Origin of the sequence: Sphingobacterium kitahiroshimense (assembly GCF_025961315.1) — a bacterium.
Lineage (GTDB): Bacteria > Bacteroidota > Bacteroidia > Sphingobacteriales > Sphingobacteriaceae > Sphingobacterium > Sphingobacterium anhuiense.
In genome coordinates, this window is record NZ_JAOQNK010000001.1 from 293,082 (window position 1) to 311,536 (window position 18,455).

At 35.3% G+C, this 18,455-nt stretch carries 13 protein-coding genes; 7 read left to right on the top strand and 6 right to left on the bottom strand.

Translation table 11 applies throughout. The features are described 5' to 3' along the window. Window positions 1-107 precede the first annotated feature (107 nt). A complete protein-coding gene (locus M2265_RS01290) occupies window positions 108-1,046 on the top strand; it encodes a hydrogen peroxide-inducible genes activator (protein ID WP_021189329.1) in 939 nt (312 codons plus the stop codon). 6 nt (window positions 1,047-1,052) lie between these two features. Next, window positions 1,053-2,861 (top strand): chloride channel protein, encoded by a 1,809-nt coding sequence (locus tag M2265_RS01295; RefSeq protein ID WP_132768436.1) that lies wholly within the window; start codon window positions 1,053-1,055, stop codon window positions 2,859-2,861. 20 nt (window positions 2,862-2,881) lie between these two features. Here M2265_RS01295 and M2265_RS01300 read toward each other — a convergent pair whose 3' ends face one another. Further along, window positions 2,882-3,472, bottom strand: a complete 591-nt coding sequence (locus M2265_RS01300) for a riboflavin synthase (protein WP_132768434.1) — start codon at window positions 3,470-3,472, stop codon at window positions 2,882-2,884. Between the two features lie 663 nt (window positions 3,473-4,135). Between M2265_RS01300 and M2265_RS01305 the strand changes: the two genes are divergently transcribed. After that, window positions 4,136-5,794, top strand: a complete 1,659-nt coding sequence (locus M2265_RS01305) for a GLPGLI family protein (RefSeq protein WP_132768432.1) — start codon at window positions 4,136-4,138, stop codon at window positions 5,792-5,794. A 56-nt stretch (window positions 5,795-5,850) separates the two neighbouring features. Here M2265_RS01305 and ychF read toward each other — a convergent pair whose 3' ends face one another. Beyond that, the gene (ychF, locus tag M2265_RS01310) at window positions 5,851-6,951 is read right to left on the bottom strand and encodes a redox-regulated ATPase YchF (protein ID WP_021191342.1); all 1,101 of its coding nucleotides are present in this window, start codon (window positions 6,949-6,951) and stop codon (window positions 5,851-5,853) included. A gap of 70 nt (window positions 6,952-7,021) precedes the next feature. Between ychF and M2265_RS01315 the strand changes: the two genes are divergently transcribed. Further along, window positions 7,022-7,363 carry a Rieske (2Fe-2S) protein gene (locus tag M2265_RS01315; RefSeq protein ID WP_132768430.1) on the top strand — a complete coding sequence of 114 codons (342 nt, stop codon included), beginning with the start codon at window positions 7,022-7,024 and terminating at the stop codon, window positions 7,361-7,363. Between the two features lie 29 nt (window positions 7,364-7,392). Here M2265_RS01315 and M2265_RS01320 read toward each other — a convergent pair whose 3' ends face one another. Next, window positions 7,393-8,496 carry a hypothetical protein gene (locus tag M2265_RS01320; RefSeq protein ID WP_132768428.1) on the bottom strand — a complete coding sequence of 368 codons (1,104 nt, stop codon included), beginning with the start codon at window positions 8,494-8,496 and terminating at the stop codon, window positions 7,393-7,395. 422 nt (window positions 8,497-8,918) lie between these two features. On the opposite strand from M2265_RS01320, the gene M2265_RS01325 reads away from it, so the two are divergent. Beyond that, on the top strand, window positions 8,919-11,576 hold the full coding sequence (locus M2265_RS01325; RefSeq protein ID WP_132768426.1) for a DUF5916 domain-containing protein: 2,658 nt from the start codon (window positions 8,919-8,921) through the stop codon (window positions 11,574-11,576). Window positions 11,577-11,620: 44 nt separating this feature from the next. Here M2265_RS01325 and M2265_RS01330 read toward each other — a convergent pair whose 3' ends face one another. Beyond that, window positions 11,621-12,127 carry a GNAT family N-acetyltransferase gene (locus M2265_RS01330; RefSeq protein WP_132768424.1) on the bottom strand — a complete coding sequence of 169 codons (507 nt, stop codon included), beginning with the start codon at window positions 12,125-12,127 and terminating at the stop codon, window positions 11,621-11,623. A gap of 202 nt (window positions 12,128-12,329) precedes the next feature. Beyond that, window positions 12,330-13,469 carry an Atu1372/SO_1960 family protein gene (locus M2265_RS01335; protein ID WP_132768422.1) on the bottom strand — a complete coding sequence of 380 codons (1,140 nt, stop codon included), beginning with the start codon at window positions 13,467-13,469 and terminating at the stop codon, window positions 12,330-12,332. A gap of 68 nt (window positions 13,470-13,537) precedes the next feature. Between M2265_RS01335 and M2265_RS01340 the strand changes: the two genes are divergently transcribed. Beyond that, entirely contained in the window at window positions 13,538-14,338 is an 801-nt protein-coding gene (locus M2265_RS01340; RefSeq protein ID WP_132768420.1) for a helix-turn-helix domain-containing protein, read from the top strand. Between the two features lie 90 nt (window positions 14,339-14,428). Here M2265_RS01340 and M2265_RS01345 read toward each other — a convergent pair whose 3' ends face one another. Beyond that, window positions 14,429-16,369 carry an oleate hydratase gene (locus M2265_RS01345; RefSeq protein WP_132768418.1) on the bottom strand — a complete coding sequence of 647 codons (1,941 nt, stop codon included), beginning with the start codon at window positions 16,367-16,369 and terminating at the stop codon, window positions 14,429-14,431. Window positions 16,370-17,054: 685 nt separating this feature from the next. On the opposite strand from M2265_RS01345, the gene M2265_RS01350 reads away from it, so the two are divergent. Continuing rightward, window positions 17,055-18,446 carry a DUF1080 domain-containing protein gene (locus M2265_RS01350; protein WP_132768416.1) on the top strand — a complete coding sequence of 464 codons (1,392 nt, stop codon included), beginning with the start codon at window positions 17,055-17,057 and terminating at the stop codon, window positions 18,444-18,446. Window positions 18,447-18,455 lie beyond the last annotated feature (9 nt).

Genomic DNA, 18,455 nt, shown 5'->3' on the forward strand with positions numbered 1-18,455 from the left:
CGATCGAAGCTCAAAGATAAAAAATATTAAGTACATATCTTTCGATCGCGATTCGATCATTTGGTATGAAATATGTTTGTTACTTTTGTATAAATAAAATTGATAAGATGACGCTCATTCAATTAGAGTATATAGTCGCCGTTGATACATATAGAAACTTTGTAGCCGCTGCCGAAAAATGTTTTGTAACACAGCCCACGTTAAGTATGCAAATCCAGAAATTGGAGGAGTCTATTGGAGTTAAAATTTTTGACCGAAGCCGTCAACCTGTAATCCCTACTGAAATTGGAGAAAAGATAATTGCACAAGCTCGTATTATTCTGATAGAAAGTAAAAAAGTTTTGGAGATTGTCCAAAATGAAAATGGTGAATTGGACGGAGAGTTACGTATAGGAGTGATTCCGACGATAGCCCCTTATTTGTTACCGACGGTTCTAACACGGTTTATGGATAAATACCCCAAAATGCAATTACAAATTTGGGAGTATACCACCGAAAGAATTGTTCACGAGTTGAAAGTAGGACTTTTGGACTGCGGGATCTTATCGACACCATTACATGAAGCAGGAATAATTGAAAAGCCACTTTTTTATGAAAACTTTGTGGCATATATTTCGGAAAACAGTCCGCTTTTCGGTAAAAAGATGTTGAGCTCTGATGACATCGGAGAGGATAAGCTTTGGTTATTGAATGAAGGTCACTGTATGCGTGGACAGGTATTAAACATCTGCCATCATAAACATAATTATGATAGTTCTGGTCGTTTTGAATATAATACCGGGAGTGTAGAGACTTTAAAAAAGATGGTGGATATCAATTCGGGAATTACAATATTACCCGAATTATCTATTGTAGATTATAATGAAGATCAGCTAAACCGGATTCGTTATTTTAAAGCTCCGGAACCTGTCCGTGAAATAAGTCTTGTAACAACACAGAATTTTGTCAAAAAACAAGCTATTGAAGCGTTATCGCGTGAGATTATGGAAGCAATACCGGAGAAGTTTAAATCAAAGAAAAAGAAAGAGGTTCTAAGTTTTCAATAATATAAAATGAATAGTAAAACATTAAGAGGCAGGCTTAATAGAAAATTAGATGCGCTTAATCATTGGCGGATGCATAAAATTTCGAATCGAAACTTTATCATTATTTTAGCTTTTGTAGTCGGGATTATAGGTGGGGTAGCTGCTTCTGTGTTAAAAGCATTAACGCACTTTATTGCTTCGACCTTACAGGATGATGTGGATTGGCATTATAAATATTCATTCTATTTATTCTTCCCATTATTAGGTATTCTTTTGAGTGTCTTGTATGTGCGTAAGGTGCTAAAGGCGAAACATCTTGAGCACGGTATAACACCGATTATTTATGCCATTTCCAGAAAATCGAGTCAGATTCCTGTTCACAATGTCTATTCGCAGATAGTCACCTCGGCTATAACCGTTGGGTTTGGAGGATCTTGTGGATTAGAGGCACCTATTGCGATGAGTGGATCTGCCATCGGATCTAATACGGGACGGTTTTTTGGCTTGCAATATAAAGAGGTGACGATGCTATTGGCTTGTGGGGCTGCAGCTGGTATCGCAGGCGCTTTTGACAGCCCTTTAGCAGGGATGGTGTTCGCCATCGAAATTTTATTACCGGAATTCTCTATTCCGGTGCTTATTCCGTTACTGATTTCGGCTGCAATGGCATCGGTAGTTGCACAATCATTATATAGTGAACCCCTATTTCACACTTTTAGTACGGAGTGGGAGGTATCAGCACTATTTTTCTACTTATTGTTAGCTTTATTGGTTGGTGGATATTCTGTTTATTTTGCGAAGATCAGCAGTATTGTCAAGAATTGGTTTACTAATATTAAAAATCCTTACAATAAGGTGTGGGTTAGTGGCATATCATTGGGGTTGATGATCTTTATCTTCCCTGCTCTTTACGGAGAAGGATATATTGCGATTCAGCAAATATTGAATGGTCAATTTAATGCCATTGTTAAGAATAGTCTATTTGCAGATTATCAGGATATCGGGCTTGTAATATTAGCTTATTCGGTCTTAACTCTTTTTGCCAAATCATTTGCCGCTCTGTTTACCCTTAATGGTGGTGGAAACGGCGGTGTTTTTGGTCCTAGTCTGGTGATGGGCGGGCTATTGGGCTTTGCTTTTGCTTATGGAGTCAATCTGACAGGAATAACAGAATTGAATGTTCCTAACTTTGTAGTGGTCGGCATGGCCGGCGCCTTGAGTGGAATCATGCATGCACCATTGACAGGTGTTTTTCTAATCGCAGAAATCACTGGAGGGTACGGATTGATGGTACCGCTAATGCTTGTCACTTCCATTTCATATTTAATTAATAGATCGATACTGAAATACTCTATTTATACGAAAGTTTTAGCTGATTCAGGAGACTTGCTGTCTTACGAGGACAAGGATCGATCTGTATTAAGTATGATGAAGGTAAGGTATGTTTTAGAAACTAATTTTGTCATACTAAGACCTGAAGAAACCCCTAAAATGAGACAATCTGATATTATTCACAGTAAGCGTAATATTTTTCCTATTGTTACTGAAAAGGGCAAATTGCTAGGTATCTTATATAGCGAACGCTTATTTTCTATTTTGTTGGGTGAGGAGGAAGGTATCGACCAACCTTTTAGTAAGTTAGCGGAAACACCTACTGATCTTGTTAAAATACATGAAGAAGATATGGAGTCGGTCATGCTCAAGATGAAAAAAGATGATGTATGGATATTACCAGTGATTGATAAGGATGGGAATTATCTCGGTTTTGTATCGAAATCAAGTGTCTTTAATAAGTATAGGGCATTGCTGATGCGACAAGGACATTATTTGGAGTAACATAAAATATGGCTTTGAGATTAACCTCTCAAAGCCATAATTTTTGATACATATTTGCCTATGATATCAAATTCCAGATTTACTTTTGTACCTACTTCTACATTTTTTAAGTTTGTGTGTTCAATAGTGTAGGGGATAATTGCGACAGAAAATTGATCAATTTTAGAGTTAACTACAGTCAGGCTAATCCCGTTTACTGTAATAGATCCTTTTTCAACTGTGATATTCTGAAGCTTTGGATCATATTGAAATGTAAATACGAAACTTCCATCTTGATCTTGTTTGTTAATACATGTTGCTACCTGATCAACGTGACCTTGTACAATATGTCCGTCAAAACGCCCATTGGCCTGCGTACAACGTTCTATATTCATGACATCGCCAATCTTTAAATCTTGAAGATTTGTTTTTTGCAGTGTTTCATCAATTGCAGTTACTTGATGCAAATTTTCTTCAATTCCAACAACGGTTAAACAAACTCCGTTATGGGCTACACTTTGATCTATCTTTAATTCATTGGAAATCTGGCTCTCGATATACAAATGAATATTTGTATCTTCTTTGACAATATCTTTGACCTTTCCTAAGGTTTCTATAATTCCTGTAAACATGTGTTTTTCTGATTTTATACAAAGATAAAGATAATCTGAGGATATAAAAACACTTAGAATCATTCTAAATTGTAGTAAAATCACTACAATTTAATATTATTAAAAAAAATAAGAATAAATAATTTGTTATAGTGTAATATATACACTATCTTTGTTGCATCATAATTTAGGTTTATAATTGGTTTTAAAGGTTTTCATTCTCCCCGTTTGAAAACCTTTATTTATTTATAGCGATATTATTTATCTTTTAAGTTTTAATATTGTCATTTTTCTAATTATATAGGTTTTAATTCGATTTCACTGTTTTTTATTCAAAAAAAGTTATTGTGTTGGATTTACACCATATCAAATGGGGCATACTGATATCTTATTACTGGTTAAAAGAGTTGCAGTAATGGTATTTTTAGCATTATTTTTTATTGAAAAATAATAAATAACGTATCGTTTTACACTATATTTCCTTATTATTTTTTCAGTGTTCAAATAATTATTTTGTAAGAATAATAAATATATTTTACCTTTGACGTAGGTTTAGGTTGATTACCTCTTTCAAGAGGTACTTTAAAGCCTGGGAAATCGCTCGATTCTCTCAGGCTTTTCTATTTTATAGCCATATTATCAATCATTTTTTTAAATTTGAAGATTAATCATTTATTCCATACTATGCGTATATTATATCTATTTCTATCTCTCTTTTTTTTCCAATCACTTTATGCTCAGAAAGGCATTTTAGTTGAATATCAGCGTTCCAGTAACAATAAAGTTATGGAATCGCAGGATCCGACTTTAGTTTATGCAAATGCCGAGCAAACAGTGATTACAAGCCGTAAGATTATGAGCGGTGAAGCGAAGATGCCTTATGAGATTTTTGTTATTAAAAGACCTTCAAATGCTTATTATAAGATGACACGGGTCAATGCAATGAAACAAATAGGTACAATTGATTCCAATGCGATCAATAAACAAAATTTGGAAATTACTAAGGAAACTAAAAAAATATTAGGCTATACTTGCTATAGGGCAAAAACTAGTGTAAACTCGAATAGCATTGATATCTGGTATACGACCGAGCTGAAGGTAAAAGGTGGTCCTTCAGATTTAGGGCAGAACCTTGGCTTTGTACTTGAAGTAGTCCGTAATGGTAATTCTGCAGTAACAGCAAGTAAAATTGAAAAACTAAAGGAATGGCCAACGTCATTAAACTTGCCTCAGTCATTGGTTTATGTTGATGATTTGACCTATAAAGATGAGCTGTGGAAAAGCAGGTTTACACAAGTTCCTGTCTTTAAAAATGAAAAGATCAGCTTCTCCGATGATAGTAAATCGGATAGTATTTTAAGATTTGCAAATGGTACTGTCATTGTTAAAAAAGTAAAAATTCCAAAGATTAATCCAGGACAAACTGTATTTGTGCAATTGACTGAAAAATCTAAAGGTGACGCTTACGATCGTACAGGTTCTGTTTTTATTATTCCTCAAGATCAGCAACTGTCTTTTTTAGATGGTATGCAAAAAGGGATGAATACGCTACCGTTTTATGATAATGGCAATGGTAAAAAATACCAAGGTGTGATCCGTACGGCTATTTATTCTCCTATCTTAGAGCTTATGCGCTTCTTTACACCTTTTGGTGTGAGTCAATTTAATTATTTAAAATTGAAGGGCAAGACCTGGCAAGATTCTGTATTATATAGACAGGATATCAGCGAGCTTGCGGGGGCTATCAGTGATCAGGAAGTTTATGTAGGTGCTTTTATTGGAAATTATGATAAAAATGGCCATGAGATAAGTCTTGAATTGACGGTACATCCGGGGTTTGATAGAAGCCAATCATTAAAAAAATTACTGCCAATTTTTAATACTACTAATGTAATGGAAATGGGTGGGCAGGAGTACGGAACGATGTTCAATAAGGATCAAGGTTTGGTAGTAACTTTTGAGTTGAAGGAGGATGCGGAAAATGTTCAACTGCGCTATGTTACTACTGGACATGGTGGATGGGGGAATGGTGATGAATTTGTCCCTAAAACAAATCGTATATTTCTTAACGAAGTGCCGTTATTTAGCTTTACACCATGGCGTAATGATTGTGGATCATATCGATTAAGTAATCCTGCTTCCGGAAATTTTGCTAATGGTCTATCTTCTTCGGATTTGAGTCGTTCTAATTGGTGTCCAGGAACGGTAACTTATCCTATTTTTATCGATATAGGAAAACTTAAAGCTGGAAAGCATACTGTCCGTGTTCATATTCCGCAAGGCGAAAGCGAGGGAACAAGCTTCAGCAGCTGGAATGTATCGGGTGTATTGTTATATGACTAAAACGAAAAGGGCTGAAAATATTTATTTTCAGCCCTTTCTAATTATTTTAATATTAATTATACATTGAATCTGAAGTGCATAATATCACCATCTTCAACAATATATGTTTTTCCTTCTACCGATAATTTACCAGCTTCTTTACAAGCTGCCTCAGATCCTAATTCGATAAAATCATTATATTTAATGACCTCTGCACGGATAAATCCTTTTTCAAAGTCTGTGTGGATAACACCTGCTGCTTGTGGGGCTGTAAATCCTTTTTCAATTGTCCAAGCACGAACTTCCTGCACACCAGCAGTAAAGTATGTTGCTAAGTCCAGTAGTGAATAAGCTGCCACGATCAATTTAGAAACACCAGATTCTGCTAAACCTAGATCATCTAAGAACATCTGACGCTCTTCAAAACTTTCTAATTGTGCAATTTCCGATTCAATCTGAGCAGAAATAATTAATACCTGTGCATTTTCATCCTTAACTTCTTCTTTTACACGGTCAACATAAGCATTACCGGTATTGACAGAAGCTTCGTCCACATTACACACATATAATACAGGTTTTACAGTTAGTAATGCTAAATCTTGAATGAAATCGAAATCGTCTTTTTCAAGAGGTGCTGTACGAGCTGATTTACCAGCTTCTAAATGGTCTTTTACAATAGATAAGATTTCGTAAGTGCGTTTTGCATCTTTATCTCCACCTGTTTTGGCCATTTTTTCTACTTTTTGAATACGTTTCACAACAGTATCCAAATCTTTCAACTGTAACTCAGTATCAATGATTTCTTTGTCACGAATAGGATCTACAGATCCATCAACATGGATCACATTGCCGTCATCGAAACAACGTAAAACGTGAATAATTGCATTTGTTGTACGAATATTCCCTAAGAATTGATTACCAAGACCTTCACCTTTAGAAGCGCCTTTTACTAAACCAGCGATATCAACAATCTCAATTGTATTTGGAACAATTTTTTGAGGATTAACCAATTCAGCTAATTTATTAAGACGGGTATCAGGAACAGTGATAACCCCAACATTTGGTTCAATAGTACAAAAAGGAAAGTTTGCCGCTTGTGCTTTAGCGTTAGACAAACAGTTAAATAGTGTTGATTTACCTACGTTAGGTAATCCAACGATACCGCATTGTAAAGCCATAAAATATGCTAGTTTTTTGAATTTACGCAAAGATAAAAAATAAGTCGAAACTTTCTATGTATCTTTAATTATGTTGCAATGGTATAAGATCGATAAGGCGAGTATTTATGTTGAAGACCGAATTTATGAGGTAGAAGCGGGGCGTACCCGGTTGTGTATTTTGCATAATGCAAATGGCTGGAAAGCATTTTCTAGGAAATGTCCACATGCGGGAGCTTCATTTGTAACGGGTTGGTGCGAAGGTGAAGAGATTGTTTGTTCTTATCACCGGCATAGATTTAATTTGACAAGTGGCACAGGTTGTCCCGGACAAGGGGATTTTATTAAGATATACCCTACTAAAGTTGAAAATGAAGAATTGTATGTTGCCATTGAATCTTCAGGTTCTTTCTTTAGCAGGCTATTTAAATAAGAGTTTTTTTGATTAATGATTGGATACGATTATTTGTTGTGCGGATATTCCTGTATCCAGTTAAAACCACGATTCATTAACTCAAATGTTTTCGGATCTCTTTTTTTAAGTCTGATTTCTTCCAATCGCTCTTTTATTTTTACTTTTAATAGCACATCACCATTCTCCTCCAGTTTATAATCAAAGGTGTAATTGTTTAAGGTCATCTTATTTTCTGATGTATTAAAGCCGACTCCGATTCGTTGTACATTGTAAAAATTATCACGAGCTCGTGCATTTCCTTCATATTCAAAGATTAGAAATGACCAATCATTGGGTATGCTAACTCTTTTTTCTGAAGTTGTGTCAATTTGATAGATACCATACAATGGCGATTTTTTGAAATATTGTGCTATTATTTTTTTTTGATTAAAAACACCAAATAGCTGGGTTGAGATAAACAGCATAATCACTAAGACTTTGCATATCGATGCAACCCACTTTTTCCATACTCTATTGAACACTGGCCTATTAATTTGCTTAAGTTGACTAGACTCGCCTTTGAAAAAAAGGTCTGTTAAAGATTTGAGATATGGAAGTAATAAAAATACCGATAATAAGACTAGTGCAGTTGACATCAACTTTACAGGTACATCGTAAAAATAGTTTATGGCCATTATATTTAAACTTGTAGCCACTGTGATTAAAGCGCCTAAAACCATTGTTTTCCTAAACAGGAGTAGGCCTGCCATTATCTCCACAATACCAATAAAAATATTGTATCCTTTCGAAAAACCAAAGAAATTCCATGCCAATCCCATTGGAGAAAATTCACCTAGAGGTTGCATAAGCTTGGTCAATCCTGGAGGCGGCATTTGCGCATGCATCAATTTGCTTACACCATAGTTGATGAGCATGAATGCAATGTAATAGCGAATAAAGACCGTCAACCAATAATAGCACTTATTGTAATTATTTCTTTTTGTATCTATCAAGGTCCAAATGATGGTTCCCAGAACTCCAATGATAACTAATATCAGAAGTGTTACCCAGTCAAAAGAAGTATCTCCGCTACCGTTGGAGAAAATGGAATAGTCGTATTGATATTTTAATATATTTTTCGAAAACCATGGTGTACAGATATGCATTAGCATAATCAATGGTCTATTGATGAAGCTGAAGAGAGGGAATGAACCGTTATTACATATCACTATAAATAATAAAATAAAAACGAAAGAAAAACGGAATCCTTTTTTTTTCCAAAACTCCAGTATATGGTCGTGTTATTAGTGGAATTAATCATAAAAAGGTTTAAATAATTAGCTATTGATTACTAAGATAGTGTTTTCATTTAATTTTCCATTTACTTGCGAGAAATATTGTTGGGATGTTTATAGATTGATGCTAGGAACTGAGTTCGGTATGCTTTTTATGAATCTTAATTCTTAACAAAGGAAGTTATCTTAATAATCTGTTGCAAATTCAATTATAGTATGATTTATTTTATTTAACTTGGTCGATTGACTTATATATAACACCAATATTATATAGAACCTACAAAAATAATTGGATAATTATGAAATATTATTGTTTCCTGGCTTCTTTGTTCATCCATAGTCTATGTCAGGCTCAGGATCAAAGAAAAGAGGTCGTTTCTTTAGACAGCGCTTATAAAAGAGCGTATCATATTACAAAACTTACAGGAGAACAGCCTCGAATTGATGGGAAACTGGATGAAACTATATGGAAGGATAAGGGAGAATGGTCGGAAAAGTTTTCTCAGGTAATTCCTTTTGAACGCGTTTATACACCCTCATGGACTCGGATGAAAATATTTTATGATGATGAAAATGTTTATGTAGGAGTTTATTGTAAGGATGTACACCCGGAAACCATGAATGCATTTATTGGTAATCGCGATGATAACAGTAATGGAGATTTGATCAGTATTGCATTTGACACCTATCATGATTATCGTGTGGCATCTGAATTTAATGTTAATCTCGGGGGAAATAAGACAGATTTGACGGTGACGGATAAATTATCTGTCAATCTGAGTTGGAATACTGTGTGGGAAGGACGGACGAATATCGACCTTGCAGATTCAAGCTGGACGGCAGAACTGAGGATTCCTTTTAGTCAATTACGTTATAATCAGAAAAATGAAGATGGTATTTGGGGTTTACACGTAAGGCGTATCATTCGGAGAAATAATGAGGTCCAGAATTGGAGTTTAATTCCAATAAAAAATAATGGACATGTTTTTTCTTTTGGAGAGATGCACGGTATGACAGACTTGCCAAAGCCAAGAGGAATTGAATTTTTGCCATACACGATGAGCAAATTTGTCCGAAATCCGAAAGTACCTAACAGCCCTTTTCAGAAAGGGAGCAGGTGGCAAGCCACTGCGGGTTTAGATGCGAAATTTGCACTGAATGATTTTACACTGGATATGACTATAAATCCAGATTATGGTCAGGTTGAACTGGATCCGTCGGTCATGAATCTATCTGCTTTCGAGATTTTTTATGATGAAAAGAGACCTTTTTTTCTTGAAGGTAAACATATTTTGGAGTTTGATAATAATGAAGAGGGGATGATGTTTTACTCCCGTAGAATAGGAGCAATGCCTACTTATCAACCCAAAAATATAGATAATCTGACAAGTTTTGCGAGCACACCAAATCCTATTCCCATTTTAGGTGCTATGAAGTTAACGGGCACGAACAGAAATGGTGTTACAGTTGGGTTTCTGGAAAGCATTACTGCGGAGACTAATTCTAAAGTGATGCGAAATGGTGAACCCGATAAAGAGATTACAGAGCCTTTAACCAATTATACGGTGGCTCGTGTACAAAAAAATTGGGAAGGTAATACGCTATTAGGTGGTATGGTAACTTCGGTAAATCGTAAGTTAGGAAGAAAACATCTGGAAGATGCAATGGTTGAAAATGCTTTCACAAGTGGAGTTGATTTTACGCAGTACTTTGCTAAGCGTCTTTACTATATCGATGCAAAAGGTATGTTCAGTACTTTACATGGCTCAGCGGATGCGATCCTTAATACGAAAATGAATGCGACCCACTATTATCAACGTGAATCAGGCTCGGGGTATCTGAATTTAGATCCGGATAAGAAGACCTTACAAGGTACAGGTGGTTATGTAAAAGTGGGTAAGAGAGGAAATGCGCAATGGAATTTTGCAGAAACTTTTAGTTGGTCATCACCGGGATTCGATCTTAACAATGTGGGGTATCTTCGTCAATCTGATTTTAAATTTAATGAATCTGAGATCACCTATCGAAAAACAGATCCATGGGGCCCATTTCGTTTTGCAGGAATTAATCTAACGCAGAAAAATATGTGGAATTATGGTGGAAAGGCTATTAATAATAATATTGCACTCCGTTGGAGGAGTTTAAGTACGAAACGTCGTATCGAAATGGATATCAAGGAAACCTTTAACTGGAATACCATTGATAGCCGTCAACTTCGTGGAGGGCCAGACTTAAGATTGAATTCTAATTTTGAATCTAATGTAATGGTTAGTTCAGATCGTGCAAAACGGATCGTTTTTAAATTAGATTATAATGGGCGACACTATTTGGAACAGGAGACAGGGTATAATGCAATACACCCAAGTATGATCTTCCGGTTAGGGGACCATGTTCGTCTTACAGGACAGCTAAATTATGCATGGAATAAAGATAATCTGCAATATGTAAATAGTATTTTACCAACGGAAAACAGTACAGATCGCACGACCTATGTTATGGGGCGTATGAAACAACAAACCTATGGTATTACCTTAAATATGCAGATGAATCTAACACCTGATATTTCAATTCAATATTATGGTTCTCCTTTCACTTCAGTTGCTAAATATGATCACTTTAAAGAAGCCGCGAATACAAATTCTCACACTTATGAGGATCGTTTTAGAACGTTTACTGCAGAGGAAATAAGTTTTAATTCAGGTGTTTATGAAGTTGATAAAGGAAACCATGTGCTAAAGTTCAAAGATCCAAACTTTAGTTTTAATGAATTTCGCTCAAACTTAGTTGCGCGCTGGGAGTATCTTCCTGGATCTACTTTGTATCTTGTCTGGGAACATAATCGATCTAATCGTGACGAGATTTATCAAACCGGCTGGGGAAATAATCTAGATCGGATGTTTGGGTTACCCGCAAGCAATACTTTTATGATGAAGATCAATTATTGGATCAATATGTAGTATTCGCTTCTTATCTTGCTGAGGATAAGAAGCGAATAGTTTTTTTATAATGCTATCTCAAACAAGCTAAATGATCCTTCTTTATAATGTTCAGGTAATTCTGGGGTCCATTTAATTTGACTTACTCCTTTAAATATAAAACCACAGCTTATGTAGTAGTTGTTTATTTTATCATTCCCACTATGAGTATCTAGTCTAATGAATTTTTTTTCATTTGCAATTGCATATTCTTTAGCCCAAGCGACGATTTTTGTTACATAAGAATTTCCTCTAAATAGAGGATTTGTCGCTATTCTGTGAATATAAATTGCGTTATCGTTAGCAGATTCTTTCCAGATAACATCATCTTTGAAAGTAAGTACAAATGTACAAGCTACAACTGATCCTTCTAGTATAACAAAATGTCTATTTTCATCGATCTCCTTTTGTACCTGAGCTAATTTAAACCCCTTCCAACCTTTATTACCAACTTGTAGTTTATATGCTGAGGCCTGTTCGTAAACTTTGAAGATATCCTCAATATCATGAGCTGTGCTGTTTCTTATTTCCATTTCTAAATAAATTTCTGATGTACCTGCTTATTTTCGCTTTAGTAACATCATTTGGTGATCTGTGGCAAATATATTTTATTTTTTCCTTTAACAGGGCAAGGATAATGGGATTCAATTGAAAAAGATAGGGATCCACCAGATTTCTATAAGCTCTAGGACCAAATGGAAGTTTTTAGCTGATGAACAATGAAGCTTAATTTTTTTAGTCAATTTCAAAGATAGCTTGAATTTCAACAGCAGAATTTACAGGAATGGAAGATGCACCAAATGTTGCGCGGGCATGCTTTCCTTTTTCTCCGAAAACATCAACTGTAAGATCAGAGGCTACGTTCATTAAGTCAGCATGCTTGGTATAACCTTCGGGTGTATTGAATATTCCAGTTAACTGAACACAGCGTTTAACCTGTTCGAGATTTCCGCCAACAGCTTCGTTTAGCACAGCTATCACATTCAGCATTGTTGTTCTGGTCGCTTCTTTTACTTGTTGTTCGTTGAGTTCTTTTCCTAATTTTCCAGGGTTAAGAATCTTTCCGTCTTTTAACGCTACCTGGTTGATGAAGATTAAATTACCTGTACGAATGTAAGGTTTGTAATTACCTGCTGGTCGGGGAACTTCTGGTAGTGTAATCTTTTTTTGTTTTAATGTTGATGCAACTGTTGTTTTATTTTCTAACAAAGGAACAGTGCTCTTAAAGAAGGTGCCTTTTAAGGCAAGTGCAATTTTGGCAAAATTTTCACCTTGGAGCTTAATTAAATAGCGCTCACTTTCGCTTGGTCTTTCGACATTTTTTGCAGAGGAAAGACTTGTTGTACCCAATACCGTGTTACCTTGTGGAATTTTGACGTCAATTTTTTCATTACCACGAATGCCATTTGAAACGAGTATCATCCCATGTACAGCGAGGCTATTCCAAATGGATTGAATGGCTAGTTCTTTACCCGCGCCGCTACCTGCAGACATGAAAACGGTAGCAGGCATACCTTCCAAACCATGTTTTGTCCAAAGATCGACAGTCATTGATAAAAATTCGCTCATAGCAGTACTCATGTTCCCAAAATAAATGGGTGAACCAAAAGCTATTCCATCATATGATGAAAGTTCATTTGGGGTAGCAACAGGAATTTCTTTTAATTTTGCATGCTCATTTTTTTTAACCATTTTGATAATTGCTTCTGCTTGATTGGAACTTTCTAGTCCTTTTGCAAATTCTTTAGCGAGCTCATAAGTGCTTCCATTGTCGGAATGTATGAGTACAAGTACACGCGCTTTTTTTTGTTGTGCGTGTGCTACAATTGAAAATATTGATATTAATGCGATTAATATATTACGTAAGTTAATCATAGATCTTAATTATTATGTTCACTTGCAAAATTAGGTAAGTCATTTTTAGTAAATTTGCCAAAAACAACATGCAAAACGACAGATCGAAATGCGGACTTACGGAACAAGGTAAAGGAATCTATGTAGATCTTATTCCAAAGGATATGTATGTTTGGTATGAAGATAATTGGCAACATGATGAACATGAGCATCTTCATGCGCGAAGTCAATTAACTTTTGTAGAAGAGGGGTACCAGTATTTTCATCTGGATCGTAATATATACCTTGTTCCTAAAAATCATGTTATCTGGATTCCTTCGGGTCTCAAACATCGTGTTGTTTCGGAAGCTTCACAGGTGAAACTTATGGTCGTCTTATTTAAATCTGATTTAGAAAACAGTTTTTTTCAGGACATTCATGTATTTCCTGCACCGGCTGTTTTAATAGAGATGCTTCGGTACGCATCAAAATGGAATAAACTTCTTACTGAGGATGAAGAGCAGGCTATATTCTTAAAAGCATTGCAGATTAGCCTGCCTAATTTTTGCAAAGAGAGCAATTACTTACAAATACCTGTACCTGGAGATCAACGTTTGTTGTCTGTTTGCAATTATATAAATAATCACTATACTATAAACCTTAAAATTGAAGAACTTGCCGCGCAGTCCACATTGTCAATCCGTACACTGCAGCGTTTGTTTAAAAAGGAAACAGGAATAACCTTAAAAAAATACATACAACTTATTCGGGTGCTCAAGAGTATTGAGCTCATAGATAGGAAACAACATACTTTAAGTGAAATCGGTTTTATGGTTGGATATAAAAGTTTAGCTGCTTTTACAGCGTCTTATTATTCCATTATGCGAAATCATCCAAATAGGAAATATTAAGAAAATCTCTTTTTAACTGTATCGTTTGCGATGATTAAAATAAAAAATCCAATGTAACTGTTGTAATTACATTGGATTTCATGTTGCTGATTAGCCTTTTATACCTTTTATCCAGTCTTTAAACTTGGTGATCTGTTCTTGCACAAAAGATTCATGATCATCATTTTCGTTACTTCCTATTGGTAAAATATGTTCAAAGTATGAACCTTTTAACACCTTTCTTAATAGACCTTCTCCAACGAAAGGCTTATCGTCGTTCAAAGTTTTAGCCGCTTTCAAGAGGTGGCGGATATCATATTGTAAAGGATTAATATCTGGAACTTGTTTATTCAGGTTCAGTAATTCATATACTGCGATTCGTGCTGTTCTCACCGAACTTTCCATGGTGAACACGACATCATTATTTGTTTCAATAAATTGCCCCACAAGGCCTAAATTTTTGCAACCATTTGGGACTACTCTTGGGCGGTCTCCTTTGGCGCGAGGCATAAACATGGAGGTAATGTATGGCATGAATGAGGTTCTTACTATGGTGTTTTTAATCACATCATCCAATTGATCCACAATACCTAGATGAAAACATAATTCGCTCAAAATTTCATCTCCTGTACATGCTGGCATTGTTTTTTTGATGTAGTTACCTTGTTTATCCATAAACAATGCATATACCCATAGAACGAGTACATCGTCAGGTTGTCCAGGGAAATGGGGTTGCCTATTGCAGGTAAAACTCATCAACCAATTGGAATCTGTAATCGTAATTATACCTCCAGTAACTGTTTTTCCAGAATATGGATCGTTTACCGAATATTCCTTCAGTTTATCAATTAAAGCAGAAGGTTTACAAGTTAATGTAGCTGATTCCCACGATGACTTTTCAATATTACTACAAAATTTCTCTGGTTTTCCAAATACTTCCGACTTAGCAGCGAGATTTTTCCATAATTTCCATCCGGCACTTTGTCCACTTGTACTGTTATCGATTTCAATAATGGGTGCTGTTTTATTGTCGCCATAAAACGTATCTTCGGTCATAGAGCCTGTAGTAACGATCACAAAATCTTCCTTTCCTACTGGAATGATTACTTCCTTTCCATCTTGTTCAGTAATGATACTTTCGACGGTTTTCCCTTCCGTATTGCTGTGAATATGTAGATCACTAACTAATACATTTAATCTGATATTAACGCCCTTTTTCTGTAATACACGGCGTAATGGTGTAACGAAGGTGTCGTACTGGTTATATTTTGGAAATACAAGCGAAGATAGGTCATTTAGCCCATCAATAGCATGTAGAAAGCGATGCATGTATAGTTTTAGCTCCAATAAACTATGCCAGTTTTCGAAAGCAAACATGGTTCGCCAAAAAGTCCAGAAATTACTGCTCAAAAATGATTCACTAAAGTAATCCGATATCGTGATATTGTCTAAATCTTCTTTTTTCTTTAATAAAAGTTTAATGATAGCAAGCTGGTCTAATTTTGCTAATCCAAATTTGCTGAAGTCCTTAATTTCTCCATTGTTATGGATCAACCGTGCTTTGGAAAAGTTGGAGTCATTATCATTGATCAAACGGTATTCATCAAGAACTGAATAAGGTTCAGGCATTTCAAGAGCAGGAATATCTTGAAATATGTCCCACAAATTTTCGTAGGTCATATCCATTTCTCGTCCTCCCCGAATCACATATCCTTCTGTAGCATTCCCAGATCCGTCCAGGGAACCGCCATCAATGTGAAGTTGCTCTAGAAAGACTATGTTTTCTGCAGGAATATGTCCATCTCTTATGAAATAGTAAGCGGCCGACATACCTGCAATACCACTTCCAATAATATACACTTTACTATTTTGATACGATTTTGGGGGAATACCTTTATTGCGTTGATAATTACCAATTTGATCGGAAAATGGCATTGATTTCTGAGGAGTATTTCGCTGTTGTTCTTTGCTTGAATCGGGTTCGTGATTTACATTACCATAAGAACTAGATGCATTAAGTACTTTTTCAAATTTTGAGGTGATTTCTTTCATGATACTGATTTTTTCTTATTTCTAATTTTTACTAAATAATGAGCATTCTTTTTAAAATTATTTTTCCATTCTAAAATCTAAGCTAATCTGGTTCGCTTAATATGTTAATTGATGCTTTTTAAGTACCTTACTTAATGAAATATTTTTTCACTATCGCTACTGATTCCATAACAGTAATTAATAGATTTTTGTTTAAAATAATTGTTAATTAATGTAAATTCATCTTTTTGCGGTTATTTAAATGCGCTAATTTGTTTTTTTAGTGTAGCATATGAAATGTAAGTATGTGTTATAAGTGACATATTCAAACGTTTTCGTAAATAATTAATTTGTTTTGGTGGATTTTTAGATATGTAATTGATACTATTGTTTTAATTTTAATAAAATGATAAACCAACTGATTGAAAAATTACCATGATGTATGTTTTCAATTGTAAACCGTTTTATATTATTTCTTGATCAATAATCATATTTATGAGTTAATTTCATAGATTCTTTAATTATTGTTTTTACTAAAGCATTTATCATTGCAATTTATGTGAAAACATATAGTGATTGTCCTGATCATATTGATTAAATATGAATAAAATGAGCCTTGTGCTCAATAACTAATTATGTAGGTGAAACTATTATAGATCAATTCATGCTTTATACGTGATTCATCTTGTTTAAAAATATAATTCCAATGAAAAAAAATGCAATTGTCAAAGCAGTCTTTATCGGTGCAATGTTAAGTAATGGCGTATTCTCATATGCTCAGATGAATACAGATACAGAAAAAGGGTGGATGAGTCTATTTGATGGGAAAACATTAAATGGCTGGAAATCTGTAGGAGGCAAGGCACCCTATTCTGTAGAAGGGGATGCTATTGTTGGACGGATGACTAAAGGGACACCTAATTCATTTTTAATCACCGATAAGGAATACGGTGATTTTATATTAGAGCTAGATGTGAAACTTGAGGGAGACCAAACAAATTCGGGTATTCAGACACGGAGTCATTTAGACCCTACTGCGTATGGCGGACTTGGCCGGGTGTATGGTCGTCAGGTTGAAATTGATCCTACTTCAAGATCATGGACTGGTGGAATATATGATGAGGCACGTCGTAGTTGGCTTTATCCGCTGGATCTAAATGAAAATGCAAAGAAGGCTTATAAGCAAGAAGAATATAATCATATCCGCATTGAAGCTATTGGAGATGAGTTACGTACCTGGGTAAATGATATTCCGGTCTCCTATGTCGTGGATACAATTGACCGATCTGGATTTATAGGTCTACAAGTACATAGTATACCTGAGAAATTAGATGGAAAGAAGGTTTACTTTAAAAATATCAAGATCCAAACTTCTAATTTAAAATCTCGTGCTTTTCCTAGAGATATTTACATCGTAAATCTAAAACCTAACGACGTAGTTGCTTCTGAGAAAAAAAATGGAGTTAAATTGCTATTTGACGGAAAGAGCAGCAATGGGTGGCGTAGTGTTAATGGGGCAAAATTTCCGGAAAAGGGTTGGGAAGTAAAAGATGGGCAATTAATGGTTTTGAAGTCCAATGGTGGTGAGTCCACTAATGGTGGTGATATTGTGACAAAAGATAAATATAAGGTTTTTGATCTATCATTTGAATTTAAACTCAGTCCGGGAGCTAATAGCGGCGTTAAATATTTTGTAACACTCAAAGAGAAGACAAAAGGATCTGCTATAGGCTTGGAGTATCAGGTGTTGGACGATAAGTTGCATCCAGACGCAAAGTTAGGTAGAGATGGCAATCGTACATTGGCTTCACTGTATGATTTGATGACATCAAATCAAGATGGACGTGCTCGCAGACCAATTGGTGAGTGGAATAGAGGTCGTGTTGTAGTGACTGCCGATAATAAAGTTGAACACTATTTGAATGGTGTTAAAATGTTGAGCTATGAACGAGGTTCTAAAGAATTTAAGGACTTGGTTGCAAAAAGCAAATATAAGGATTGGGTGAATTTTGGAGAGGCTAATGAAGGTTATATTCTATTGCAGGATCATGGCGATCAAGTATCATTCCGAAGTATTAAAATCAATGCTAGTAACTAAATTATAAAA